This is a genomic window from Mesorhizobium norvegicum (assembly GCF_004919685.1).
Taxonomy (GTDB): Bacteria; Pseudomonadota; Alphaproteobacteria; order Rhizobiales; family Rhizobiaceae; genus Mesorhizobium; species Mesorhizobium norvegicum.
The window spans coordinates 79,178-103,602 of record NZ_SMYZ01000034.1 but is presented as its reverse complement, the minus strand read 5'-3'; the positions used below and the strand labels follow the sequence as shown (position 1 = coordinate 103,602).

Annotated in this window: 29 protein-coding genes and 1 pseudogene; 19 read left to right on the top strand and 11 right to left on the bottom strand. The window is 61.8% G+C overall.

Annotated features, from left to right (window positions below):
- Positions 1-174: 174 nt before the first annotated feature.
- A complete protein-coding gene (locus tag FCU66_RS13615; protein WP_136617077.1) occupies positions 175-1,470 on the top strand; it encodes a hypothetical protein in 1,296 nt (431 codons plus the stop codon).
- Between the two features lie 133 nt (positions 1,471-1,603).
- On the opposite strand, the gene FCU66_RS13610 is transcribed toward FCU66_RS13615, so the two are convergent.
- Entirely contained in the window at positions 1,604-1,804 is a 201-nt protein-coding gene (locus FCU66_RS13610; protein ID WP_136617078.1) for a Flp family type IVb pilin, read from the bottom strand.
- A 33-nt stretch (positions 1,805-1,837) separates the two neighbouring features.
- On the bottom strand, positions 1,838-2,053 hold the full coding sequence (locus tag FCU66_RS13605) for a Flp family type IVb pilin (protein ID WP_136617079.1): 216 nt from the start codon (positions 2,051-2,053) through the stop codon (positions 1,838-1,840).
- A 304-nt stretch (positions 2,054-2,357) separates the two neighbouring features.
- Between FCU66_RS13605 and FCU66_RS13600 the strand changes: the two genes are divergently transcribed.
- From FCU66_RS13600 to FCU66_RS13560, 9 genes are all read left to right on the top strand, one after another.
- Positions 2,358-3,200, top strand: a complete 843-nt coding sequence (locus FCU66_RS13600; RefSeq protein WP_136617080.1) for a glycoside hydrolase family 108 protein — start codon at positions 2,358-2,360, stop codon at positions 3,198-3,200.
- 2 nt (positions 3,201-3,202) lie between these two features.
- A complete protein-coding gene (locus FCU66_RS13595) occupies positions 3,203-3,544 on the top strand; it encodes a hypothetical protein (protein ID WP_136617081.1) in 342 nt (113 codons plus the stop codon).
- The gene (locus FCU66_RS13590) at positions 3,541-4,032 is read left to right on the top strand and encodes a hypothetical protein (protein WP_136617082.1); all 492 of its coding nucleotides are present in this window, start codon (positions 3,541-3,543) and stop codon (positions 4,030-4,032) included. The genes FCU66_RS13595 and FCU66_RS13590 overlap by 4 nt, the downstream gene beginning before the upstream one ends.
- The gene (locus FCU66_RS13585) at positions 4,016-4,216 is read left to right on the top strand and encodes a hypothetical protein (RefSeq protein WP_136617083.1); all 201 of its coding nucleotides are present in this window, start codon (positions 4,016-4,018) and stop codon (positions 4,214-4,216) included. The genes FCU66_RS13590 and FCU66_RS13585 overlap by 17 nt, the downstream gene beginning before the upstream one ends.
- Positions 4,213-4,512: a hypothetical protein gene (locus tag FCU66_RS13580; RefSeq protein ID WP_136617084.1), complete on the top strand. Its 300-nt coding sequence runs from the start codon at positions 4,213-4,215 to the stop codon at positions 4,510-4,512. The genes FCU66_RS13585 and FCU66_RS13580 overlap by 4 nt, the downstream gene beginning before the upstream one ends.
- A gap of 50 nt (positions 4,513-4,562) precedes the next feature.
- On the top strand, positions 4,563-4,931 hold the full coding sequence (locus tag FCU66_RS13575) for a hypothetical protein (RefSeq protein ID WP_136617085.1): 369 nt from the start codon (positions 4,563-4,565) through the stop codon (positions 4,929-4,931).
- Between the two features lie 53 nt (positions 4,932-4,984).
- Complete coding sequence (locus FCU66_RS13570) at positions 4,985-5,212, top strand: hypothetical protein (RefSeq protein WP_136617086.1); 228 nt, start codon at positions 4,985-4,987, stop codon at positions 5,210-5,212.
- Between the two features lie 114 nt (positions 5,213-5,326).
- Positions 5,327-5,935: an ATP-dependent DNA ligase gene (locus FCU66_RS13565; protein ID WP_136617087.1), complete on the top strand. Its 609-nt coding sequence runs from the start codon at positions 5,327-5,329 to the stop codon at positions 5,933-5,935.
- Positions 5,936-6,167: 232 nt separating this feature from the next.
- Positions 6,168-6,449, top strand: a complete 282-nt coding sequence (locus FCU66_RS13560; RefSeq protein WP_136617088.1) for a hypothetical protein — start codon at positions 6,168-6,170, stop codon at positions 6,447-6,449.
- Positions 6,450-6,455: 6 nt separating this feature from the next.
- Here the strand turns inward: FCU66_RS13560 and FCU66_RS13555 are convergent, their stop codons facing one another.
- From FCU66_RS13555 to FCU66_RS13545, 3 genes are read right to left on the bottom strand one after another with little or no spacing between them, the layout of a single operon-like run.
- A complete protein-coding gene (locus FCU66_RS13555) occupies positions 6,456-6,734 on the bottom strand; it encodes a hypothetical protein (RefSeq protein WP_136617089.1) in 279 nt (92 codons plus the stop codon).
- Entirely contained in the window at positions 6,731-6,922 is a 192-nt protein-coding gene (locus FCU66_RS13550; protein WP_136617090.1) for a hypothetical protein, read from the bottom strand. The genes FCU66_RS13555 and FCU66_RS13550 overlap by 4 nt, the downstream gene beginning before the upstream one ends.
- Positions 6,919-7,146, bottom strand: a complete 228-nt coding sequence (locus FCU66_RS13545; protein ID WP_136617091.1) for a hypothetical protein — start codon at positions 7,144-7,146, stop codon at positions 6,919-6,921. Before FCU66_RS13545 ends, FCU66_RS13550 begins: the two co-directional genes overlap by 4 nt.
- A 217-nt stretch (positions 7,147-7,363) precedes the next feature.
- On the opposite strand from FCU66_RS13545, the gene FCU66_RS13540 reads away from it, so the two are divergent.
- The 3 genes from FCU66_RS13540 to FCU66_RS13530 all read left to right on the top strand — a co-directional run bounded on the left by FCU66_RS13540 (position 7,364) and on the right by FCU66_RS13530 (position 10,720).
- On the top strand, positions 7,364-8,032 hold the full coding sequence (locus FCU66_RS13540) for a protein-L-isoaspartate O-methyltransferase family protein (protein WP_136617092.1): 669 nt from the start codon (positions 7,364-7,366) through the stop codon (positions 8,030-8,032).
- Positions 8,033-8,213: 181 nt separating this feature from the next.
- Positions 8,214-9,605 (top strand): TolC family outer membrane protein, encoded by a 1,392-nt coding sequence (locus FCU66_RS13535; protein WP_136617093.1) that lies wholly within the window; start codon positions 8,214-8,216, stop codon positions 9,603-9,605.
- A gap of 296 nt (positions 9,606-9,901) precedes the next feature.
- Entirely contained in the window at positions 9,902-10,720 is an 819-nt protein-coding gene (locus tag FCU66_RS13530) for a PopZ family protein (protein WP_136625415.1), read from the top strand.
- A gap of 61 nt (positions 10,721-10,781) precedes the next feature.
- On the opposite strand, the gene FCU66_RS13525 is transcribed toward FCU66_RS13530, so the two are convergent.
- A complete protein-coding gene (locus FCU66_RS13525; RefSeq protein ID WP_136616289.1) occupies positions 10,782-11,414 on the bottom strand; it encodes a bleomycin resistance protein in 633 nt (210 codons plus the stop codon).
- A 299-nt stretch (positions 11,415-11,713) separates the two neighbouring features.
- Here FCU66_RS13525 and FCU66_RS13520 point away from each other — a divergent pair, with 299 nt between their 5' ends.
- From FCU66_RS13520 to FCU66_RS13505, 4 genes are all read left to right on the top strand, one after another.
- Entirely contained in the window at positions 11,714-14,497 is a 2,784-nt protein-coding gene (locus tag FCU66_RS13520; protein WP_136616278.1) for a valine--tRNA ligase, read from the top strand.
- Positions 14,498-14,854: 357 nt separating this feature from the next.
- Positions 14,855-16,102 carry an OmpP1/FadL family transporter gene (locus FCU66_RS13515; protein WP_136616277.1) on the top strand — a complete coding sequence of 416 codons (1,248 nt, stop codon included), beginning with the start codon at positions 14,855-14,857 and terminating at the stop codon, positions 16,100-16,102.
- Positions 16,103-16,392: 290 nt separating this feature from the next.
- Positions 16,393-18,117 (top strand): dihydroxy-acid dehydratase, encoded by a 1,725-nt coding sequence (gene ilvD / locus FCU66_RS13510; RefSeq protein ID WP_136616276.1) that lies wholly within the window; start codon positions 16,393-16,395, stop codon positions 18,115-18,117.
- Positions 18,104-18,943: a tetratricopeptide repeat protein gene (locus FCU66_RS13505; protein ID WP_136616275.1), complete on the top strand. Its 840-nt coding sequence runs from the start codon at positions 18,104-18,106 to the stop codon at positions 18,941-18,943. Before ilvD ends, FCU66_RS13505 begins: the two co-directional genes overlap by 14 nt.
- 124 nt (positions 18,944-19,067) lie before the next feature.
- On the opposite strand, the pseudogene FCU66_RS13500 reads toward FCU66_RS13505, so the two are convergent.
- From FCU66_RS13500 to erpA, 5 genes and pseudogenes are all read right to left on the bottom strand, one after another.
- Positions 19,068-19,217: pseudogene (locus FCU66_RS13500) on the bottom strand (DUF559 domain-containing protein); the annotation flags it as partial.
- Between the two features lie 67 nt (positions 19,218-19,284).
- Positions 19,285-19,602, bottom strand: a complete 318-nt coding sequence (locus FCU66_RS13495; protein ID WP_168991734.1) for a hypothetical protein — start codon at positions 19,600-19,602, stop codon at positions 19,285-19,287.
- A gap of 78 nt (positions 19,603-19,680) precedes the next feature.
- Entirely contained in the window at positions 19,681-20,475 is a 795-nt protein-coding gene (xth, locus tag FCU66_RS13490; RefSeq protein WP_136616273.1) for an exodeoxyribonuclease III, read from the bottom strand.
- Positions 20,476-20,492: 17 nt separating this feature from the next.
- Positions 20,493-20,888 carry a VOC family protein gene (locus FCU66_RS13485; protein WP_136616272.1) on the bottom strand — a complete coding sequence of 132 codons (396 nt, stop codon included), beginning with the start codon at positions 20,886-20,888 and terminating at the stop codon, positions 20,493-20,495.
- A gap of 2 nt (positions 20,889-20,890) precedes the next feature.
- Positions 20,891-21,238, bottom strand: coding sequence for an iron-sulfur cluster insertion protein ErpA (gene erpA, locus FCU66_RS13480; RefSeq protein WP_027024881.1), 348 nt, complete (start codon positions 21,236-21,238; stop codon positions 20,891-20,893).
- Positions 21,239-21,314: 76 nt separating this feature from the next.
- Between erpA and FCU66_RS13475 the strand changes: the two genes are divergently transcribed.
- Positions 21,315-22,529, top strand: coding sequence for a deoxyguanosinetriphosphate triphosphohydrolase (locus FCU66_RS13475; protein ID WP_136616271.1), 1,215 nt, complete (start codon positions 21,315-21,317; stop codon positions 22,527-22,529).
- Between the two features lie 75 nt (positions 22,530-22,604).
- Positions 22,605-24,362, top strand: a complete 1,758-nt coding sequence (gene argS / locus FCU66_RS13470; protein WP_136616270.1) for an arginine--tRNA ligase — start codon at positions 22,605-22,607, stop codon at positions 24,360-24,362.
- Positions 24,363-24,425 lie beyond the last annotated feature (63 nt).

The following is a 24,425-nucleotide window of genomic DNA, read 5'->3' as shown; positions in this document are numbered from 1 at the left end:
CTTTCGGTTAGGGTCACCGATGGCGCCAGCGCCACCGCCGATCTGGCCACCTTCACCCTGACCGTGGCGCCGTCGGCCGCGATCAAGCAGGCGATGACGCCTGGAGCCTTCATCAACAGCAATGGCCCGCGTCAGTCCATGACGCCTGGCGGTTTCATCAACGAGGCCTGACCGATGACCATCCGCTATATCAGGTCCGCCGCCTCGGGTTCCGCCAATGGCACGAGTTGGGCCAATGCGTATACGACGATATCCGCTGCCTTCTCGGCCGGAAACGCTGGCGACACCTATTACATTTCGGAGGATCACGCGGAGTCAACAGCGGGAAACGTTCCGCCAAACTCAAAGGGAACCTTGGCAAATCCGACGCTGTGCATTTGCGCCGATCACACCGGTTCGGTTCCACCGGTTGTTGCAGACCTTCGCAAGACGGCACAGGTCAATACAACCGGGTTTTCAAACGCGATCTTCTTCAATGGATCGACCGTCTATTATGGGATCATCTTTACCTCGGGTAGCGCTTCAATCACCTTGGCGAGTAGCTCCGCCATCGCACAAAAATTTGACAACTGCTCGCTTCGGATCGCGGGCGGCAATTCTGGTGACAGCATCGGTACGAGCGGTGGCGTCGGACAGCGAATTGAACTGCTCAACACGACAGTTTCGTTCTCCAGCGTATTTCAGACAATAAATACGGGATGTGATTTTTCATGGCGGGATACGCCATCGGCCCTTCTGAACACGATCCCGAACAGTCTGTTCACATTGGCTTCCGGCGGAAAATTGAAATGTCAGGGCGTCGACCTTAGTGCCGCTGGTTCTGGGAAAACAATTATTGGTACCCCTGCCAGTAATACCACCGGAGCAACTGTGGAGCTTATTGACTGCAAGACCAACGCGGCGGTCACGATCGCGGCTACGCCACAGTCGCATGGCCAGATCGAGATTGACGCTATGCGTGTCGGTTCGTCCGGCGTGAACTACAACCAGTACCGTGGCCGCTACACCGGATCGCTGATCGAAGAGACCACGATCGTCCATACCGGCGGGGCGTCAAACGGCACGACACCGATATCCTGGAAGATCGTCACCACCGCCAATGCGACATGGCACTTCCCCTTTGAAGCACCGCCGATCGCCATCTGGAACGACACGACTGGATCCCCCGTAACGGCAACGGTTGAATGCCGCGCCGCCGCGATCCCGAATGACGACGAACTGTGGCTGGAGGTCGAATACCTCGGTGACGCCTCATCGCCGCAAGGCTCGTTCGTCAGCGACGTCAAGGCGACACTTTTGACTGCCGCAGCGGCGCAGACGTCCAGTTCGGAATCGTGGGGCGGCTCGACCGCTTCGTTCAAGTTGGATGTGACCTTCACACCTCAGCAGAAGGGCTGGGTTCTCGCCCGCGTCAAGGCGGGCAAGGCGTCGGCGACGTTCTATGTCGATCCGAAGGTGACGTTGACCTGACAATGAAAAAGGGCCGGCGCGACGAACGCCGACCCTTCCTAGGCCGATACCGGATTGTCTTTAAGAAGCTCTAAGAAAAGACCATCCGTTACCGCAACGCGCCGGGTTTGAAGGGGCGCGGATCATTTACTACCTAGCATGTGCTTCCGGCAACACCATTGCCGCTAAGCTTGGCGCAAAGACCGGTAAACTGACTTGCGACCCATCCACCGATGGCGATTACCGCAACGATCGAGGCCGCTGCGACGATGCCAATCAAGATCGAGTATTCGACCATGGCAGCGCCATTCTCATCGTCGCTGAACTGCCTGGCTACGCTGATAAGCCTTTGCATGCTCACCTCCGCATAAAGATCAGAGGTTCGCGTTTAGCACTTACCGAGGCCGGTGCCGGCAGCATCGAGACCCTTGCCGTTCAGCTTCGTGCAGAGGCCGGTGAACTGGCTGCCAACCCATCCGCCAATGGCGATGACGGCCACGATCGAAGCGGCGGCAATGATGCCGATGAGGATGGAATATTCGACCATCGCGGCGCCGTTTTCGTCGTCGCGAAACTGCTTGGACATGCTGAGAAGCTTTGTCATGTGATTCCCCTGTTACCCATTTACACCGGACAGAGGTGCCCCTGTAGGTTGCTCATCCCCCGGTCCCAGAATTAATCCTGTTCTTGGCCCCATGAAGTGTCAACGCTAATTTAACAACTGCTTAACTACTTTCGTCTGCAAGCGCCTATGGCAACCATTGTAAGCACGTGATTCAGAACGGAATTTCGCCCGCTTAACCATAGAAACATGCCGGCTCTGCGGTGGCATCAGGCCGGGCTGGCACCTCTCTCCATCGATATACCCCGTTATTTCAACCTGCCCGCGAGGGCGGAAAGGAACTGCCATGGCTGTCACACGCGAACGCGCGTCGCTCGACAGGCTGCTCGTGCATGAGGGCGGCTACGTCAATCACCCCAGGGATCCTGGCGGCCCGACCAACAAGGGTGTCACCCAGCGCGTCTATGACGCCTATCGCAAGGGCAAGGGGCAAGCGCCGCGCTCGGTCAAGGGCATCACCATGCCGGAGGTCTACGAGATCTATGACCGGCAATACTGGGATGCCGTCAAGGGCGATCAACTGCCAGACGGCGTCGATTATGTCGTGCTCGATGGCGCCGCTAATTCCGGCGTCAGCCAGTCGATCAAGTGGCTACAGCGCGCTCTCGGGCCGCTCTACAAGGGCCGCGTCGACGGCGTCATGGGCTTATCGACGCTCGAGGCGCTGAAGGGTGTCAACAACCACGATGCGCTGATCGACCGCATCTGCGATCTCAGGATGAATTTCCTGCGCAACCTCAACACCTGGGCGGTGTTCGGCAAGGGTTGGGCGTCACGCGTCGTCGAGGTCCGCTCGATCGGCAAGGCGTGGGCCACCGGCGAGACGCCGCAGATTGCCAGCTTCATGGATGGCGGTCAGGCCAAGGGCTACATCGAGGACGCCAATATCGCGCCTGGCAACGGCATGGCCGATGCCGCCACCGGCGCTGGTACCGGCGGCCTCGGCCTGTCTGGCTACCTCTATGATCTTCAGAATCAGCTTTCACCGCTGTCCTACACAAGCGAGTGGATCGGCAAGGTAGTTGTGGCCGTCGCTCTCGCAAGCGCGGTGCTGGCGCTCGGCGGACTCGGCTATCGCTGGTACGCCACGCGCAGGGCCGCGCGCCTGGCGCAGGCGTTGGGAGACTGACTATGGCCAAATTGATGGCAGCCTTCACCACGCTCGGCCCGATCTACCCCGGGTTCGTCAACGTGAGCCGGAACGATGATGGTTCGGTCACCATCTACGTTCGCGGCGATCCGGAGGTGCGCGCCGACAGCGCCTACATCTGCGGTCATGCCGTCGATAAGGGCAAGCCGGGGCGATGCACGCCCGGCGATCAGCATTGCAACAACTACTGCAACCTGGCCCCGGAAAAGGGGCCGATGGTCGATCATCCGGCGTCTTGCTCACAGACCTATGAGGGCAAGACCGCCGCGGTGCGGCTGTCCGCAGAGGAGTGGGTGCGGCTGTTCAGCGAGCTTCTGGCATGAGCGCCGCGCTCTACGCGATCCCCTATATCGGCCCATTCCTCGCCTTCGCGACCTCGCGCTTCGGTCTCCCGCTAATCGTCGCTGGTGGCATCGTCCTGTTCTACGAGGGCGTGCCGATCGGGCCGCTGCGCGATATCCCGTGGGCGGGTCCGAAGCTCGCCTCACTCGTCGACGGCCGTGTCGATCGAGAATACGCCGCCGGCCAGCTCAACGAGCGCCTGCTGTGGCAGGAACAGCAGCGCAAGGCACTCGTCAAAATGGAAGCCAAGGCCAAAGCGAAGCAAGTCGAGATCGATGCAGCTGCGCAGGAGCTGGCGGACCGGCGCGATGCCGACACGCTGCGCATCGCCGACCTCGAGGACCGGATCAGGCAACAGAAGGACGAAGACAATGGCCCGAAAGCGGCTGGTGACACTGTTGGCGCTTGCAAGCCTGGGCGCGGCATCCCCGCCAGGTTGTCGATCGGTATCGATGCCGTTGGCCGTTGAGCAACCGAAGAACCATGTCGATCCGAGCGCGATGCGCGATTGCGCTGATCTCGTCGATGTCCCGCACCGCTTCCTGCCCGATCACGAGGCGAGTCGGTTGTGGGCCACGGATCGCAAGAACTTCGGCGAATGTCGACGGCTAAACCATACGAAAGGCACGACCATCAAGGCACTGGTCGAATGAACCGCGCCGCCGCCATCCTGTTGATCCTGATCACGCTCTGCCTGGCCGCGATCACGGTTTTGACTATCCGCCCAGCGCATGCCTTGCAACTGGCCTGTGGCCCGCTGCCCGTGCTGCTGAAGCAACTAGCCGACCGCTATCATGAATTCGTGGTGATGACCGGCAGCAATCTGGACGGGCAGCAGATGCTTGTCACACGGTCGGATGCCGGCACCTTCACCGTGCTGCTTGGCGACGCCAAGGGCGCATGCGTCATCCTGGCCGGCGAAAAGGCAGCATTCGACAATGGCATCTGAATGGGGGCAAGTGCATGACTTCAGCGGATCCGATCACGACCGGCAACGTCGTGTTCATCCTGTTCATCTGTGGCGCCCTATTCGGGGCCTGGTGGCGGGTCGAACGCGCCATTGCGGCCGCGAAGGCAGAGATGGCGGCGACAGTGACAGCCGCAAAGCAAGAGGCCAGCGGTCAGGTGAACGCCGCAGCGGCGATCGCGAGCCTGACGCAAGTCCAGCTGGCGGAACACAAGCTGCACGTCGCTGAAACCTACATCACCAAGACCGGGATGAGGGAAACCCGTGACGAGATCATGACCGGCATCAAGGGTCTGAGCGAACGCCAGGATCTGATGAACCAGCGCATGGACAACATCGTCGGTTCGATGCTCGAGCAGCCGTCCGCCACCAAACCGCGCCGGTCCCGATCGGCGTCCTGATATCCGCCGCCCGGCGGTTCCGGGCAATCCCAACGGCACGAAAGGAAAAACCTATGAAGGTTCGCGCCAAAATGCACCTGAAGTCCGAGACCATTTACGAGTGGGGCGGCAAGAAGCTCACCTTTGAGACGCGCTACGATACCTCGATCCCAGAGGACCAGCGTTTCCAGAAGGCCACTCCGAGCGGCAACATTGATATGCAGATCGACAATCCTGTGGCGCTCGAACAGTTCAAACTCGGCAGCGACTACTACGTCGATTTCACGCCGGTCGACCTCTAACCCGGTCGCAAAATCAAACAAGGCCCGTCTCGGCTCACGCCGGGGCGGGCTTTTTTGCGTTTTGGGAACCAATTCAGCGGATGCTAATTGAATCCGCCGGGATCTGGACATCTCATGCGTTTGAAATTCATTCCGCCGATGAAGCCGAAACTTGTAGACAAGCCACCCGCCGGTGACGGCTGGATCCATGAGATCAAGCTCGACGGCTACCGCACACAGATCGTGGTCAGCGCGCCTGACGACATCCAAGTCTTCAGCAGCAGTGGTGCGGACTGGACGCGGAAATATACCGGCATCGTCGATGCCGCCCGAGATCTCGGGGTGGACAACGCCATCATCGATGGTGAAGTCGTCGCCACCAATGCCGCCGGATTGCCGGACTTCCACACACTCCAGCGCGTCATCCATAGCGACCCCTATGCGATGATCTTTTGTGCGTTCGATCTCTTACACCTCAACGGCCACGACCTCCGCGATATCGGCTGCAAGGCACGCCGCGAGATGCTGTTCAGCCTGATCCGGCCTGGCAGCCGGATCCAGTTCAGCGAAGCGCTGCCTGGTGATGCCGCCTCGATCTTCTACCTCGTCGGTCAGGCCGGGCTTGAGGGCGTCGTCTCGAAGCGAGCGGACAGCAAGTATCGCAGCGGCCCGTCCTCGATCTGGGTGAAGGCGAAATGCTGGAAACGGCGGCCGGCAGCAGCGGGGATGATCCGCGAGGCTTGACTCCGTTCCACGTTTGAACAAAATGAGAACATGCAGAACGAGAAAGACCTCGCTGCTCGCATTCTGGTCAACGCCAGGGCGGGCAAAGGCGTCCGATTGACAGCGGACACCGCCTACTTCGTCGGGTTGAAGCTCATGATGGCGTCGGAGAAACCGACCCATCGCGAGATCGTACAATTGATATGCGATTCCAAATGCGAGACGTCCTGCTACCCGTGCAGCGGGAAGGCGAATGTCATCTGCCGAGCCTATGGTCAGCGGGTGGAAGATGCGCCACCACAGCATCAGCCTCGCTAAAGAGCATATCCGCACCACGCTCGGCAGCCTGGCCGAATGGTATGTGCTGTTCGGCAACTGCTATGCCTGCGAGCACATTGGGATGATCGACCGCTGGGAGCTCCAGCGTCGGCTTGGTCGCGACACCCGGATCAAGGCCTTAGAGGTCCGACTGGTCTGCACCAAGTGCGGCAACCGGGATCACAACGGTTTCTGCATCGCCAAACAGAAGCGGTGAGCATGCTCAAACCGGTGTCGGTGCTTCTGGCGACAGTCGCGAAGCCGACGATGTCGGTTCCAAGATGGCTTCCGCAATCGCGTGGGCAGCCTCTTTGTGGCCCAGCAGTCTCGCTTCGGTCCCGGGCCTCAGGGCGGACTTCCAGTTCGCCGCGATCGATGCGCAGCGGTCGCGCTCATCGAGCAGAGCCATAGCGATGATGTTCTTGGCATGCTCTGTTGGCGCGCCAGCCTGCGCGGCAACGATCCATGCAGCAACTGAGATATCGTCAGGGAAATCGATCATGCCAGCACCCCTTCCTCCGGCGCCGGGCCTCCCAGCCAAGGGCCATGCGGTTCCTTGCCGACGCCGCGACGGCGATGTCGCATCGGATGCGGCGGCAAATGAGCGACGTCGATCTCTTCGTCGTAGATCATCGGGCCGATCGTCGTGATATCGACCCACTTTGCTCCCTCGACATCGAAATCTTTCAACCTGCTATTCTCCGCCGAAACCAGCCGCCGTCGGCATACTGGCCAATGCTCCAACTGCCTGTCTCATCGGCGTAGCCCTTGAGGTCATCGTCGGCGAACCAAGTAGCCTGCGTCGGCCTAGGGACCGGCACAGTGTACGTCTTGCCGTCGATCACCTTCTGTGTGGTGCCGAACTCTGGACCGATCGGAAGTGCCTTGAGTTCATCAACGGTTGTCGGCTTCATGTGATCTCCTGCTGAGGTGTGGCAATGCGCGCTAGAAAGCCCTGCTTGACGGTGGGAATTGACTTTGCCACACCCTTGGCTATGAGCATGATATTAGACGGAACGACGGGTCCGGGCGAGGCCTCCAATGCCCGGGCCCCCGCGCAGCAGCGCAGGGGCCTGAAGTTCCTGACATAATGAACCGCGGTTCTGGCGCGGCAAGCGGATTGGTTGGGACATGAACGCTGATTTCTCCGAGCTTCGCGTCAAGATGGTCGACGGCCAGGTTCGCACCACCGATGTGACCAGCGCGCCGCTGCTGGATGCCATGCTTGTCGTGCCAAGAGAGGTCTTTGTCGGCGCCGCCCAGCGCGATCTCGCCTATATCGACGAGGACATCCGCATTGCCGCCGGCGCTGACGGCGCGCGTTACCTGATGGAAGCCTCGCCGCTGGCCAAGCTGATCCAGCTGGCCGAAATCAACCCGACCGATTCGGCGCTCGATGTCGGCTGCGGCACGGGCTACGCATCGGCCATCCTGTCGCGGCTGGCCGGATCCGTAGTGGCGCTCGAAAGCGATTCGGCGCTGGCCGAAGCCGCCAGATCGACGCTTTCGTCGCTAGGTTGCGGCAATGTGACCGTTGTTCAGGGGGCGTTGCCGCAAGGGCATGCCGCCAAGGCGCCATATGACGTCATCTTCATCGGCGGCAGTGTCGCGGAAGTGCCGGCCCCGCTGCTCGACCAGCTTGCCGAAGGCGGCCGACTCGTCGCCGTCGAAGGACAAGGCAATTCCGGCGTGGCCCGACTTTTTTTCAAAGCCGGGGGGGTTGTAACCGGAAGACGCGCGTTTAATGCGGCAATTAAGCCACTACCGGGATTCGAACGCATTCGTGCCTTCGAATTCTGAGTGATTTTGCCTTGCAGGAGAGGCTTTGTCATGGTCGCTTGCATTTGAACGATCATTGCTGATCCCAGACTGGGGGCACTTTGGGGCTGAGCAGCAGGGAACATGAAACACGCCGCCACAGCTGCTCAAAGGAGAAGCTGGGGCGGCGCGGTTCCCATGGAAAACGAATGAGGGTTTAACCGTGCCGTCTGTACGCAAGTCACTTTTCACCGCCGTCCTCGTTTCGGCGACCATGCTGTCCCCACTGGCCGCTTCGGCCGAAAGCATCTCCGGCGCGCTTGCAAAGGCCTATCAGTACAATTCTTCGCTGAATTCGGCCCGTGCCGGCGTTCGTGTCACCGATGAGGGCGTCGCCATCGCCAAGTCGGGCTGGCGCCCGACTGTCACCGGCTCGGCGAATATCGACTATTCGAGCAGCCATCTCAACGGCACCAACTCAAGCGCGCGGCTGACCACCGGCAATTTCGGCGTCCAGATCAATCAGACGCTGTTCGACGGCTTTCAGACCAGGAACAATGTCGCTGCCGCCGAAGCGCAGGTCCGCGCGTCGGTCGAAAGCCTGCGCAACACCGAAGAGGGCATCCTGTTCAGCGCGGCCCAAGCGTATATGAACGTGATTCGCGACCGGCAGGTCGCCGTGTTGACCGAGCAGAACCTGCAGTTCCTGACCGAAACGGCGCGCGCGGCGCGTTCGCGCTTCGAGGTTGGCGAAGGCACACGCACCGACGTGGCGCAGGCCGATGCCTCGCGCGCCGCCGCGGTGGCGTCGCTGAGTGCTGCCCGGGCGCAGGCACTGGCAAGTGCCGCCCTCTACCGCCAGATCGTCGGCGATGAGCCGGGCAAGCTCAAAGCCGCTTCGCCGGTGGCAAAGCTGTTGCCGTCGAGCCTTGCCGCAGCCGTTGGGGTGGCCTCGAACGAGCATCCGGCCATCCTTGCCACCCAGCATCTGGTTGACGCCGCGGCGTTTTCGGTGAAATCGGCCGAAGGTGCGCTGCTGCCGCAACTGTCCGCTTCCGCCGGCGTTTCGAGCGCCTATCGCAACACCTCGCCCTTGCCGGGCGTCTCTTCGCAGGACGGCACGACCAATTCGGCCAGTGTCGGGGCAACGCTGACCATCCCGATCTATTCCGGTGGCCGCACCTCGGCGATCGTGCGCCAGGACAAGGAATCGCTCAGCCAGGCCCGCATCGAGGTCGACGTCCGCCGCGACCAGGTGCGCCAGGCCGTCACCGCCGCCTGGACCGAGTACACCGCCGCGCAGCAGCAGCTGACGGCCAACAGGCAAGTGATCGAGGCCGCGAAACTGGCGCTGAACGGCGTCATCGAAGAACGCAATGTCGGCCAGCGCACCACGCTCGACGTCCTCAACGCACAGGCAACGGTCATCACCGCCCAGATCAACCAGGCCGGCTACGAGCATGATGTGGTGGTGGCGAGCTACGCCATCCTGCAGGCGACAGGCCGTCTGTCCGTCGACCGCCTTGGCTTGCAGGTGACGAAATACAAGCCTGAAGAGCACTACAACGCGGTCAAGGACAAGTGGTACGGCCTGCGCACGCCGGACGGCCGCTGAGGGCGTTCGGCCCGGACTTTGCCGCCTCCCTGTTTGAGTAGGATCTTTTGCATCGCTGCTCTTGGGTTTGGGATCGGCTCTTTGTCTGGCGCAATTCCCAAGGGAAAACGCCATGCGTTTTTCCCGGGAAAACCGTTTCACACTTTTCCTGGAATTGCTCTAATCTGTTGAAATCCCACAAGTCCCCAGATTGGGGATTCTCGTGCGGCGCTCCGTCGGTTACGCTGTCGCCATGATTCGATCCGGCTTTGCCGGAGCGGAAATCCACAGGGGTCACAAAGGCGGCGGATGTGACGATGGCAACGGCAAGCAGCGCACAGCGCGAACCTTCCATGGAAGAGATACTGGCTTCCATCAGGCGGATCATCGAGGACAGCGACGGCGGCCGCAAGCAGCCCGGCGACGCCGATGAGCTGATCCAGGATCTGGAGCGCGTGTCGAGCGCCGATGCAGCCCCCGACGTCGAAGCATTTCGTGCCGACCTGCATGCTGCCCCCGAGGTCCGGAAGCCGGTCACACTGGCGGAAGTCCAGGCACAGTTGCCGGCGGCCGAGCCGGTGATCGCGCGCATGGAAACGCCGGTGCGCTCCGATCCTGCCCCGGCAAAGCCATCGATGACACTTGCCGAGGTCAGCGCCCGCGTTACCGCCGAGCCGGCTGCGGTCGACGCACCAGCACCGCGTCCTGTCCCTGCTGCCGACGTCGCCGATTGGCGGCGCGAGATCGCCGCGGTTGGTGAGCAGGAGAGGGCGGTGTCGGACAGGGGCGAGGCCCGCAAGACGGTTGCCCAGCCGCCGGTGGAGGCTCCAAGGGACGAACCGGCGGCGAAAGCAGCCGTCGAACCGTCTCGGCCGGATGCAGGCGTGGTGCGGCCGGCGGCGGCCAGCGACGCGCCGCGTCCGGCGATCGTTTCCGAGCACACCGGCCGGCAGGTCGCAGCCGCCTTTGGCGAGCTTTCCGATGCGTTTGCCAGCCGCAGCAAGAAGACATTCGACGAGATGGCCGAAGAGATGCTGCGGCCGATGCTGCAGGATTGGCTCGACAACAATCTGCCGACACTGGTCGAAAGGCTGGTGCGCGAGGAGATCGAGCGCGTGGCGCGCGGGGCGCAGTAGTTCCCCATATCGATTGCTCAGGAGAAACGGCGCCTTCGTGGCGCCGTTTCTCTTGGTGAAGTCAACTCGCGCTGGTCGCGAAGCAGATGAGGTTTCCGTCGGGATCCCTGACGATGAAGGTGCGGGCACCCCACGGTTCGGTTCGCAACGTCTGGTGGAACGGAGCCATCGCTGCCTGATACTCCAGAAACAGCGCCTTGATGTTGTCGACGGCAATCGTCGCCGCCAGCAGATCGTCGCCGTGCCTGTTGGTGAAAGGCGGCTTGTCGACGTGGCGCAGGTTGAGCCGCGCGCCATCGCGGATGATTTGTGCGTAGAAGGGCGGCTCGCCATAGATGAAGCGTGTCTCGAAGCCGAGTGTTCGCCGGTAGAAATCACAGGCTGCTTCGATATCGGAGACAAAGAGCTGCGGCTCGGCGAAGGCGAGGTGCGGTTTTGCGGCATCTGTTGCTATGCGGTCGGTCACGGTTTGAAGGCCTTTCTTCAGCGCCTGCCAGCTATCGAAACCTGACTTCCTGGCGACCAGTTCCTGGGCATCGGCAAGCTTGAAACCGTGATCGAGGATCTGACTATCGGTCAGATGGCGGAAACGCGGCAAGATCCATCCAATCACGGCGGCGACGGGATAGTACCGTTCGCGGTGCCATTTGAGATAGAGCTTGGCCTGTTTCTTATGGTGTTCGAGCGTTGGCACGGGCGCATTGCGGGTTGAGGTGGCGTAGGCGGGCAATGCCCCTCCGGCCGGAAGCCGATGCGCCCTACAGCAGCGTTGGCACGGTATTGGCATGACGCCAAGCGGTCAAGCGAGGACGCCGCGCATTTTCCGGGGAACAGGGTGCTGCTATCTTTGATCGATGGGTTGCTTCCGTTGAAATGACCAAGGCCACGCCTATTTGCCTGTGATGAGCCATGACAGCCGTTGCGGTTGACTTGGCCAAAACCTTCCGATTTACACCAGACCAGCAAAACTCCCGACAGCGCGGACCATTTCCCATGCTTGAAAAGACCTACGACGCCAAAACCGTCGAGCCGAAGATCGCCAAAGTCTGGGAAGAGGCCGACGCGTTTCGCGCCGGTGCCGGGGCTGAGGAGGGGGCCGAGGCCTTCACCATCGTCATCCCGCCGCCGAACGTTACCGGTTCGCTGCATATGGGGCACGCGCTCAACAACACGCTGCAGGACATATTGGTGCGCTTCGAGCGCATGCGCGGCAAGAACGTCTTGTGGCAGCCGGGCATGGACCATGCCGGCATCGCCACGCAGATGGTGGTCGAGCGCCAGCTTATGGAGAAGCAGATCCATCGCCGCGACCTGACCCGCGAACAATTCATCGAGAAAGTGTGGGAGTGGAAGGCCGAATCCGGCGGCGCGATCTTCAACCAGCTGAAGCGGCTCGGCGCCTCGGCCGACTGGTCACGCGAACGCTTCACCATGGACGAAGGCCTGTCCAAGGCGGTGCTCGAAGTGTTCGTCACGCTCTACAAGGAAGGGCTGATCTACAAGGACAAGCGCCTTGTGAACTGGGACCCCAAGCTGCTGACCGCGATCTCCGATCTCGAGGTCGAGCAGCAGGAGGTCAACGGCAATCTCTGGCATTTCCGCTACCCCATAGAGGGCCAGGTCTTCGACCCGGAGAACCCAAAAACCTTCATCACCGTGGCGACGACTCGCCCCGAGACGATGCTGGGCGACACGGCCGTCGCCGTGCATCCCGACGACGAGCGTTTCCGGCATCTGGTCGGCAAGAACATCGTTCTGCCGATCGTCGGCCGCAAGATTCCTGTGGTGGCGGACGAGTATTCCGATCCGGAAAAGGGTTCGGGCGCGGTCAAGATCACGCCGGCGCACGACTTCAACGACTTCGAGGTCGGCAAGCGCCACAAGCTGCCGGCGATCAATATCCTGACCACAGAGGCGGCGGTAAGCCTCAAGGACAATGAGGATTTTCTCGCCGGTCTCGAGGTGACGCCCGAGCGCCAGGCTGTCTGGGATGAACTCGACGGCCTCGACCGCTTCGTCGCGCGCAAGAAGATCGTCGAGCTGATGGAAGAGGGCGGCTTCCTCGAAAAGGTCGAGCCGCATCGCCATGCCGTGCCGCATGGCGATCGCGGCGGCGTGCCGATCGAGCCGTTCCTGACCGAGCAGTGGTATGCCAACGCGGCGGAACTGGCCAAGCCGGCGATTGCCTCGGTGCGCCAGGGCCGCACGAACTTTGTGCCGAAGAACTGGGAAAAGACCTATTTCGACTGGATGGAGAACATCCAGCCCTGGTGCATCTCGCGCCAGCTCTGGTGGGGTCACCAGATCCCGGCCTGGTACGGGCCGGACGGGCGTGTCTTCGTCGAGAAGACGGAGGAGGAGGCGCTGGGTGCGGCGATCGAATATTATCTGGCGCTGGAAGGCCCATGGAAGGCCTGGGTCGAGGACAAGCTCGAGAACTACAAGCCGGGTGAAATCCTGACCCGCGACGAGGACGTGCTGGACACCTGGTTCTCGTCGGCGCTGTGGCCGTTCTCCACCTTGGGATGGCCGGACGAGACGCCCGAGCTGAAGACCTACTACCAGACCGACGTGCTGGTGACAGGCTTCGACATCATCTTCTTCTGGGTCGCCCGCATGATGATGATGGGCTTGCACTTCATGGACGAGGAGCCGTTCCACACCGTCTATGTCCATGCGCTGGTGCGCGACAAGAACGGCGCCAAGATGTCGAAGTCGAAAGGCAACGTCATCGATCCGCTCGACCTCATCGATGAATACGGCGCCGATGCGCTGCGCTTCACCCTGACGGTGATGGCGGCGCAAGGGCGCGACGTGAAGCTCGACCCGGCGCGCATCGCCGGTTATCGCAACTTCGGCACCAAGCTGTGGAACGCGACGCGTTTTGCCGAGATGAACGAGGTCGCGCGCAATGACGAATTCTGGCTGAACGACGCCAAGCTGGCGGTCAACCGCTGGATCCTCACCGAGCTGACGCGGGCCGCGCGCGAGATCACCGACGGCATCACCTCATACCGCTTCAACGAGGCGGCGGGCGCTGCCTACCGCTTCGTCTGGAACCTGTTCTGCGACTGGTATCTGGAACTGCTGAAGCCGGTGTTCATGGGCACCGACGAGGCGGCAAAGGTCGAGAGCCGCGCCTGCGTCGCCTTCGTGCTCGACGAGATCTACAAGCTGCTGCATCCGATGATGCCGTTCATGACCGAGGAACTGTGGGCGCAGACCGCAGGCGAAGGCAAGGAACGGTCGTCGCTGCTGTGTCATGCCGCATGGCCGTCACCGGACTTCGAAGACGCGGATGCCGCCGCCGACATCAACTGGCTGGTCGACCTTGTCTCCGGCATCCGCTCCGTGCGCTCCGAGATGAACGTGCCGCCGGCAGCCATTGCACCGCTGGTCGTGGTCGGCGCCAACGACGTGACACGTGAACGGCTCGTTCGCGAGGAGTCTGCGATCAAACGGCTGGCGCGGGTCGGCGAGATCTCGCTGGCCGATGTCGCGCCAAAGGGTTCGGCGCAGATCGTGCTCAACGAGGCGACGATCTGCCTGCCGCTTGGCAGCCTGATCGATCTTGCCGCCGAGGCGGTACGGCTGCAGAAGGAACTGGCCAAGGTGACCGAGGAAATCGCGCGCCTGCACAAGAAGCTGTCGAACGAAAGGTTCGTCGCCAGCGCGCCGGCCGAGATCGTCGACGCCGAGCGTGAAAAGCTCGCCGAGTACCGCGATGCGCAGGACAAGCTATCGGTCGCGTTGACCCGGGTTCGCGACGCCGGTTGAGGGCAGATTCGCGCTACTTTAGACCCCTCTAAGATGGTGACGTTTTGCCTCGAAAATCGGCGTTCCGTTGCGTTAATGTTGACGTAAACGGAAGTTTTTGCCCCATTGTTGCCATAATGTAACAATGGGGCCCTTGGCTCCCAAAAAACACTGTTTTTGAGCCTTTTTGAATGGTTTTTCTCCGTTTTTTTGGACGATACCCCTGCTAGAGATCGTTTTTCGGCCTTGCGGCATCCGGTTGCATTTTGTCGAGAATGCGCCTGGCGAATGTGTACATGTACGCCCTTGAATTCGTTGTTGCACCGTTAACCTGAATTGGTTCTAGCTTGATGCACTCGAATTCGGGGAGGACATTTCATGACTATTCTGCGACTGAAAGCACTGCTGGGGGCGGGGTGCTTTTCGCTGGCTTTGATCGGGACGGCGATGAACTCGGCGCATGCCGGCGGCCTTGAGCGCGGCGGCTACGATATCGATTTGCTGTTCGATCCGGCTCCGTTCGCCACCGAAGCGGAATCGACCTATGTGATGCCGCAACGCAAACTCAAGAATGCGGTGGACACTGACCCGAGCGACGGGAATATGACATTCCTCGGCAGCACGGCGAAGGACAGCGAGAGCTATTGGGTGCCGCGCATCGGCGTCAAGGCTGAACTCGTCAAAGGCGTCGACTGTATGTTCGACTATTCCCAGCCTTGGGGCGCGCACACAAATCCGGGTCTGTGGGCCGGTTCCGAATCCAACATGGAAACCGACATCAAGAGCAACAACTACGCCACGACTTGCTCCTATAAAATGGATGCCGGCAAAGGCCAGGTTCGCTTCATTGGCGGCGTCTATTACCAGGAAGTCTATGGCTTCAAGGAAAACCTGGTGTCGCCGCTGGTGCCGGATTTCCAGGGAACCGGTCGTGTTGATCTCAAGGGAACCGGCTGGGGCTGGCGCGCCGGCCTTGCCTATGAAATCCCTGAGATCGCGCTGCGCGCGAGCCTTGTATACAATTCGCGGGTCAAGCTCGACAATATCTCGGGCACGCTGGACCTGACGCATGTTGGCAGTGTCGTGCTCCCGATCTACGGCGCGACAGAGTACATGCCGGATACGGTGGAATTGAAGTTGCAGTCGGGCATAGCGCCCGGCTGGCTCGCCTTTGGTTCGCTCAAATGGGTCAACTGGAGCCTGCTGCAGAGTGTTCCGATTTGCGTCGTAGGTACTCCCGCTGCGGCATGCGTTACGGGTGATGCTCTGCATTCAGGCCAGATCACCTCGCTGGATCTGATGTACCGCGACGGCTGGACGGTCACCGGCGGCATCGGCCACAAGTTCAATGATCAGTGGAGCGCCGCCGGCCAGCTTTCCTGGGATCGCGGCACCTCGCATGGCTATGGCTCGCAGTCCGATACCTGGACGCTTGGCGGCGGCGTAGCCTTCACGCCGAAGCCGAACATCGAAGTGCGACTGGCCGGCGCGATCGGCGTGCTGACCAGCGGCCATTCAGGAACGTTGGCTGGTGAGAACGGATATGTGGCTGGCCAGGAAGTCAGCTACGACTTCGGCAACGATCTCGTCACGGCGATTTCGGGCGGTCTCAAGATCAAGTTCTAAACCTCTGAAAATTTTGACAAAAGGCCGGGCAACGCCCGGCCTTTTTCGTTTGAGATCGCATTGCTCGCGATTGTCTCATCCAAGCTGCGTTGCATATTAGCCGCACCGCTTTCGCCTTGTGCGATTGTGACGTTTTGGCAACACTTTCTGAACAACCCCTGCGCTAGAAGTCAGGCTGAGGGAATTGCCCATTTCCCGCCATAAACCCGGCGCACCTCGATCTTGTCTCGGGACACGCGCCAAAAGGCTCGGCGATGAGGCAGGCCGCACCGCCCGCGGCAAGGAAGAGTATGGACGCCAGAGTCATTTCCAAGGCTAAGCTCCCTAGCCGCCATGTGACCGTCGGTCCGGCGCGTGCGCCGCACCGTTCCTATCTCTATGCGATGGGCTTGTCGGCGGCCGAGATCGCGCAGCCGCTGGTCGGCGTCGCGTCCTGCTGGAACGAGGCGGCGCCCTGCAACATCTCGCTGATGCGCCAGGCGCAGGTGGTCAAGAAGGGCGTCGCGGCCGCCCACGGCACGCCGCGCGAATTCTGCACCATCACCGTCACCGACGGCATCGCCATGGGCCACCAGGGCATGAAGTCGTCGCTGGTGTCACGTGAGGTCATCGCCGATTCGGTCGAGCTCACCATGCGCGGCCATTGCTACGACGCGCTGGTTGGGCTGGCCGGCTGCGACAAGTCGCTGCCCGGCATGATGATGGCCATGGTGCGTCTCAACGTGCCGTCGATCTTCATCTATGGCGGTTCGATCCTGCCGGGCAGCTATCGCGGCCGCCAGATCACCGTGCAGGATGTGTTCGAGGCGGTCGGCCAACACTCGGTCGGCACGATCGATGATGCCGAACTGCTTGAAATCGAGCAGGCTGCCTGTCCGTCGGCCGGCTCCTGCGGCGCGCAGTTCACCGCCAACACCATGGCCACCGTCGCCGAGGCGATCGGCCTGGCGCTGCCCTATTCCTGCGGCGCGCCGGCACCCTACGAGATGCGCGACCGTTTCAATTTCGCCTCGGGCGAAAAGATCATGGAACTGATCGCGAAAAATATCCGGCCTCGCGACATCGTCACGCTGAAGGCGCTCGAGAATGCGGCGACCGTGGTGTCGGCAACCGGCGGCTCGACCAACGCAGCACTGCATCTGCCGGCGATCGCGCACGAGGCCGGCATCAAGTTCGACCTGTTCGACGTGGCGAAAATCTTCGAGAAGACGCCTTACATCGCCGACCTCAAGCCGGGTGGCAAATATGTCGCCAAGGACATGTTCGAGGCCGGCGGTATTCCGCTGTTGATGAAGACGTTGCTCGACCACGGCTATCTGCATGGCGACTGCCTGACCGTGACTGGCCGCACTTTGGCCGAAAACATGCAGCACGTTGCCTGGAATGAACATCAGGATGTGGTCCGCCCGGCCAATAGACCCATTACCCAAACCGGCGGTGTCGTGGGCTTGAAGGGAAACCTTGCCCCCGAAGGCGCGATCGTGAAGGTCGCGGGCATGGCGGAGTTGAAGTTCTCCGGCCCGGCGCGCTGCTTCGATTCGGAAGAGGAATGTTTCGAGGCGGTGACGCATCGCAACTACAGGGAAGGCGAGGTTCTCGTCATCCGTTATGAAGGGCCGCGCGGCGGTCCCGGCATGCGCGAGATGCTGTCGACGACGGCAGCGCTCTACGGCCAGGGCATGGGCGGCAAGGTGGCGCTGATCACCGACGGGCGCTTCTCGGGCGCGACGCGCGGTTTCTGCATCGGCCATGTCGGTCCCGAGGCAGCCGTGGGCGGCCCGATCGGGCTGCTCCGAGATGGCGATGTGATTTCGATCGACGCGGTGAACGGCACGATCGAGGTGGCGTTGTCCGATGGCGAACTGGCGGCGAGGGCAAAGACCTGGAAGGCGCGCACGACCGACTATCAGTCGGGCGCGATATGGAAATATGCACAGACGGTAGGGCCGGCGCGCGATGGCGCGGTGACCCATCCGGGCGGTGCGAAAGAAACACATTGCTATGCGGACATCTGAGTTGTTGAGGTCGTCTGTCTTTTCGGCACTGGTCGTGATCGCCACTTTTGGCGCGACCTTTGGCGCCGTGGGCCAGGCCATGGCCTTCGACGACAAGGTGTTCGACGACAAGACCGGCGTGAAGCCGCAATCCAGCCCATGGGCGGTGTTCCAGTTCGGCTTCTCCGCCTACAAGAACGGCCACAAGGAACAGGCCGCCGAGGCCTACAAATACGCCGCCGAGAACGGCCAGATCGGCGCCACCTGGAAGCTTGCCCGCATGTATGCCGAGGGCGATGGCGTGGCGCGCGACGACTATGAGGCGTTCAAGTTCTTCTCGGAGATCGTCGACCAGGATGTCGAGCCCGGCTCGCCCGAGGAAAGCTATGTCTCCGATGCGCTGGTCGCGCTCGGCGACTATCTGCGCAAGGGCATTCCCGGCAGCCCGGTCACCGAGAACGAGGTCGCGGCCCAGGAATATTACATGCGCGCCGCCGCCAACTATCGCAATCCGAACGCGCAGTTCGAAATGGGGCAGATGTTCCTGAAGGGCGAGGGCGGCGTGAAGGCCAGCGTCAAGCAAGCCGGGCGCTGGTTCCAGCTTGCCGCCGAAAAGGGTCATGCCGGCGCCCAGGCGACGCTTGGCCACTTGTTGTTCCAGAGTGGCAAGATCGTTCGCGGCCTGGCGATGATGACGGCAGCGCTCGAACGCGCTTCGCCGGCCGACCAGCCCTGGATCCGCGGCATGCAGGAGGAGGCATTCGCCACCGCCGGCGAAGCCGACCGCCGCACCGCGATCTCGTTGGCTGATGACATCCTCACCAAGGGCAACAACGCGGACCAGTAGTTTTGCTGGCGGCTGAACTGCCGATCTCCCCCTTGTGGGGGAGATGCCCGGCAGGGCAGAGGGGGGCGCTGTCCCGCCAGCCTTGCTGTTATTCTGACGTACCCGCAACACCGGCCACGATTTAGCCGGCGATCGGAAATTGCCGCCGGAAGCTAAGCCCCATCAACCGGTGCGCACGAAGCTCGTTCCAGAGCTTCAACTCGGCGTCGGTCATCACCTTGCGCATCGACCTGGCGTTTGCACGATGGTTTGGAGGCAGAGGCGTGTGAGGCATTCTCGATGCTCGGTTGCTGTTGGGGCTGGCGCTCTACGGCGCCCCCNNCACAAGGGGGGAGATTGGCTCAGTTCGCGGTCGGCTCCGTCGGCACCATACTGGGCGCCGGCGTCGAGATCGGCGTGACGTGCAGGTGCGGCGCCATCGTGTTTGCGGGGCAGCTGTCGGCGACCTTCGTCCACGAGGTGTTGTTGAGCACCAGGTCGCAGCGGGCCAGATGGCTCTGGTCGGCAACCGTCAGGCAGGCGACCTGGCCAAGGAGGTAGGATTTTTCATTGGCCAGGCATTCCTGGTCGGCAAATGCCGCTGCAGGAGCGGCCATGGCAAATGCCAGGCCGATCGGACAAAGAGAAAATCGAATGGTCATGGGAACCCCAGCCGCCATGCTGATCTCCCATCATGCGCCGGAATGTGGCTATATGAGGTCCAGCGCAGGCCTGCCCGGCGCCGGGCCAAAGTTCTCTCAGGCCGGCTGCAACGCTAGATCAATCGCCACCGGCACGTGATCGGACGGCTTTTCCCAGGCACGCACATGCTTTTCGATCGAGGCCGATGAGAATCGGTTGGCGGCTTCCGGCGACAAAAGCAGATGGTCGATGCGGATGCCGTTGTTCTTCTGCCAGGCGCCGGCCTGATAATCCCAGAATGTATAGGTGTCGGGCGCATCGGTGACCGCGCGCACCGCCTCGGTGAAGCCAAGGTTGAGCAGCCGCCGGAAGGACTGCCGTGTCTGCGGCTGGAACAGCGCATCGCCCAGCCAGTTCTCCGGAAACCGCGCGTCGATTGGCTCGGGAATGACGTTGTAGTCGCCGGCCAGCACCAGGGCCTCCTCCAGTTTGAGCCGTTCTTCGGACCAGCGTTCCAGCCGCGTCATCCAGGACAGCTTGTAGGGGAACTTCTTCTCGTCATCGATCGGATTGCCATTCGGCAGATAGAGCGAGGCGACGCGCAGCGCGCCCTTGTCGGTGGAGAAAACACCTTCGATGAAACGCGCCTGCTCGTCGGCATCGTCGCCGGGCAGGCCTCTGATGATCTCGTCGAATCGCAGTTTCGACAGGATGGCGACGCCGTTGAATCCCTTCTGGCCATGGGTTTCGACATTGTAGCCAAGCGCCTCGATCTCGGCGCGCGGGAACTGCTCGTCGACGGTCTTGATCTCCTGCAGGCAGACAATGTCGGGCGCGCTTTCGGTCAGCCAATGGGTCAGGTTGCCGATGCGGGCGCGGACACCGTTGATGTTCCAGGTGACGATTTTCATGATGGTCTCGATGCTGTTCAGTTGGGCTCTTGCGGCGGATGGCGTTCGACCAGTCCGATCGTATTGCCTGCCGGGTCCTTTAGAAAGGCCATCCATTCGCTTTCCCCCGCTGGACCGAACTGGCCCTCGGTGTCGCGATGGACAAGCGTCGGCGGCGCGGTGAAGGGCACGCCCGAGGCTTTCGCCTGTGCGTGGAAGTCGTCAAGGCCCGATATGTCGAGATAGACGGTGCCGGCTGGAATACCGTCGGTGAACAGCAGCCTGATATCGCCGGCCATGATAAAGGCGATGCCCGGCGGATCGAAGCGCGCGTGGACAGCCATACCGAGTACGTCGCGCCAGAAAGCCAGCGTCGCGTCGAGGTTGCGTCCAGCCGACAGCGCGATCTGACGGACCGCGCCGATTGCAGGCATTTCTATATGGAGAAGCTCGTGCCGCAGCCGCAGGAGGCGACGGCATTCGGGTTGCGTATCTGGAACGACTGGCCCATCAAATCGTCGACGAAATCGATCACCGAGCCGCCCATATAGACCAGCGACAGATCGTCGATCAGCACCGTGGCGCCGTCTTTCTCGATGGCGACGTCGTCGTCATTGCGTGTGTCGACCAGGTCGAACTTGTAGGAAAAGCCCGAGCAGCCACCGCCTTCGACCGACACGCGCAGCGCCGTCTTGCCGGCCTCGCCCGAGACAATCTTGGCGATCCGCCTGGCGGCGGCCTCGGTCATGTCGACTTTCATGGCAGTCTTGGCATCAGCGCCCATGGGCGTCACCTTGCATTCGGTTTCACATGATAGGTATGAAGCGCGAGGGGCCAAGTCAACTGCGGCAGCATCAGCCATGACCAATGAGTTGGGCGACATCGGATTCGGCTATCGGCCACGCGCCGCCTATGCCTGCGATCCGGCAAAGTCGCGCGGACGGCTGTTCGACGAGGTGGAAAGCCCGACCCGCACGCCGTTCCAGCGCGACCGTGACCGCATCATCCATTCGACGGCGTTCCGCCGGCTCAAGCACAAGACGCAGGTCTTCATCGCGCATGAAGGCGACCATTACCGCACCCGGCTGACCCATTCGATCGAAGTGGCGCAGATCGCGCGCGCCCTGGCACGGGCGCTGCGCGGTGACGAGGATCTGGCCGAGGCGGTGGCGCTGGTGCATGATTTCGGCCACACGCCCTTCGGCCATACTGGCGAGGACGCGCTGAACGAGAAGATGGCTGCGTGGGGCGGCTTTGACCACAACGCGCAATCGCTGCGCATCGTGACAAGGCTTGAGGCGCGCTATGCCGAATTCGACGGGCTCAATCTGACTTGGGAAACGCTGGAAGGCCTGGTCAAGCACAATGGACCGCTGACGGATGCCAGCGGCAAAGGCCTGAAAGGGCCGGTGCCGCAGGCGATCCGTGATTATTCTGAGCTGCACGACCTCGAGCTCGATCGGTTTGCCGGCATCGAGGCGCAATGCGCGGCAATCGCCGACGATATCGCCTACAATACGCATGATATCGATGACGGGTTGAGGGCAGGGCTGCTGACGCTGGGCATGCTGGAGACGGTGTCGCTGCCGGGAACCATCCTGAAAGGCGTGCGTGCACGCTACCCGGCGCTCGACGACGTGCGCACGGGCCACGAACTGATGCGGCGGCAGATCACGGCCATGGTCGAGGATGTCATTGTCTCCACCACAGCCAATCTGGAGCGCATCAGGCCGCAGAGCGCCGATGCGGTGAGGGCGGCGGGCGAGACGATAGTGGTTTTCTCGACCGAAATGGCCGCCCTGGAGAAAGAACTGAAGGCCTTTCTCTACAAGCATCTTTATCGGCATGCTGACGTCATGCGGGTGCGCGCGGGCGCCGAGCAGATCGTCAAGGATCTGTTCGACGCCTATTTCGCCGATCCGCGCGCCATGCCGGACGGCTGGCGCGAGGGGCTGGATCGGGCCGACGACCGCATCAAGGCGCGCAGCGTCGCCGACTTCCTGGCGGGTATGACCGACACCTACGCGCTCAAGGAACACCGGCGTTTGTTTGACCATACGCCTGAATTGAGCTAGGGCGGGCTCGATTTTGCCGGCCAACGAGCCGGATTCGCTGCAAAGCCGCCAGAGACAGACCCCAGAGTCACACAAATGAACATCTTCGCCGATTTCACCGCGCGAATCATAAAAGCCGTCGAAGCGCTTGATCTGAAAGACAATGATGGCGTCTCGCCGGATCTGTCGCGCATTGCCGTCGAGCCGCCGCGCGACGCCAGCCATGGCGACCTGGCGACCAATGCGGCCATGGTGCTGGCCAAGCCGACCGGCCAGAATCCGCGCGCGCTGGCCGAAAGACTGGCGCAAGCGCTGCGCGACGACAAGGATGTCGCCGCGACAGAGGTGGCCGGTCCCGGTTTCGTCAATCTCAGGCTCAAGGACGGCTTCTGGCAGACGCATCTGACCGCGCTGCTTGGCGAAGGCCGCAACTATGGCCGTTCGACGGTTGGCGGCGGCAGGAAGACCAATGTCGAGTATGTCTCGGCCAATCCGACGGGGCCGATGCATGTCGGCCATTGCCGGGGTGCCGTCGTCGGCGACGCGCTCGCCAATCTGATGGCCTTCGCCGGTTACGACGTGACCAAGGAATATGTTATCAACGATGCCGGTTCGCAGATCGACGTGCTCGGCCGTTCCGCATTCCTGCGCTACCGCGAGGCGTTGGGCGACGACATCGGCGAAATACCTGCCGGTCTCTATCCCGGCGATTACCTGGTGCCAGTCGGCCAGGCGCTGGTCACGGAATTCGGCCGCTCGCTTCTGCAGATGCAGGACGACGAGGCGCTCGCCATCGTCAAGGACCGCACCATCGATGCGATGATGGCGATGATCCGCGAGGATCTGGCGATGCTCAACGTGCATCACGACGTGTTCTTCTCCGAGCGCACGCTGCACGCCGACAATGCCAAGAAGATCCGCTCGGCGATCAACGATCTGACGCTGAAGGGCCACATCTACAAGGGCAAGCTGCCGCCGCCCAAGGGCGAAAAGCCCGACGATTGGGAGGACCGCGAGCAGACGCTGTTCCGCTCGACCGCGGTCGGCGACGACATGGACCGGGCGCTGGTCAAGTCGGATGGCTCATTCACCTATTTTGCCGCCGACGTGGCCTATCTCAAGGACAAGGTCGATCGTGGCTTCGTCGACCTGATCTATGTGCTCGGCGCCGACCATGGCGGCTATGTCAAGCGGCTGGAAGCCTTGGCGCGGGCGATTGCCGGCGAAGAGGTGAAGCTCACCGTGCTGCTTTGCCAATTGGTGAAGCTGTTTCGCGACGGCGAACCGGTGCGCATGTCGAAGCGGTCCGGCGATTTCGTGACGCTGCGCGAAGTGGTGGAGGAGGTCGGCCGCGACGCGATCCGCTTCATGATGCTCTACCGCAAGAACGATGCGCCGTTGGATTTCGATTTCGCCAAGGTGACCGAGCAGTCCAAGGACAATCCGGTGTTCTATGTGCAGTATGCCTCGGCGCGCTGCCATTCGGTGTTCCGGCAAGCGAGCGAGCAATTGGGCGAGGCCAATTTCGACCGCAACAGCCTGGCGTCCGCCGTGGCTTTGCTGACCGACGAGGGCGAGATCGGCCTGATCCGCAAGCTTGCCGAATACCCGCGTCTGATCGAGTCCGCGGCACTTGCGCTCGAGCCGCACAGGCTGGCATTCTACCTCTATGATCTGGCTTCCAGCTTCCACGGACACTGGAACCGTGGCACGGATAATCCGGACTTACGTTTTGTTAAGGTTAACGACCGACAATTGACGCATGCCAGACTAGGGCTGGTGCAGGCTGTTTCGGACGTTTTGACGTCCGGCCTGACGTTGATCGGAGCCGCCGCGCCCACCGAAATGCGTTAGGTTTGACTAAATAACCTGTCACCTTTTGCCCACATTGCGCTGGTAAGGGCCAACCCTACGCGA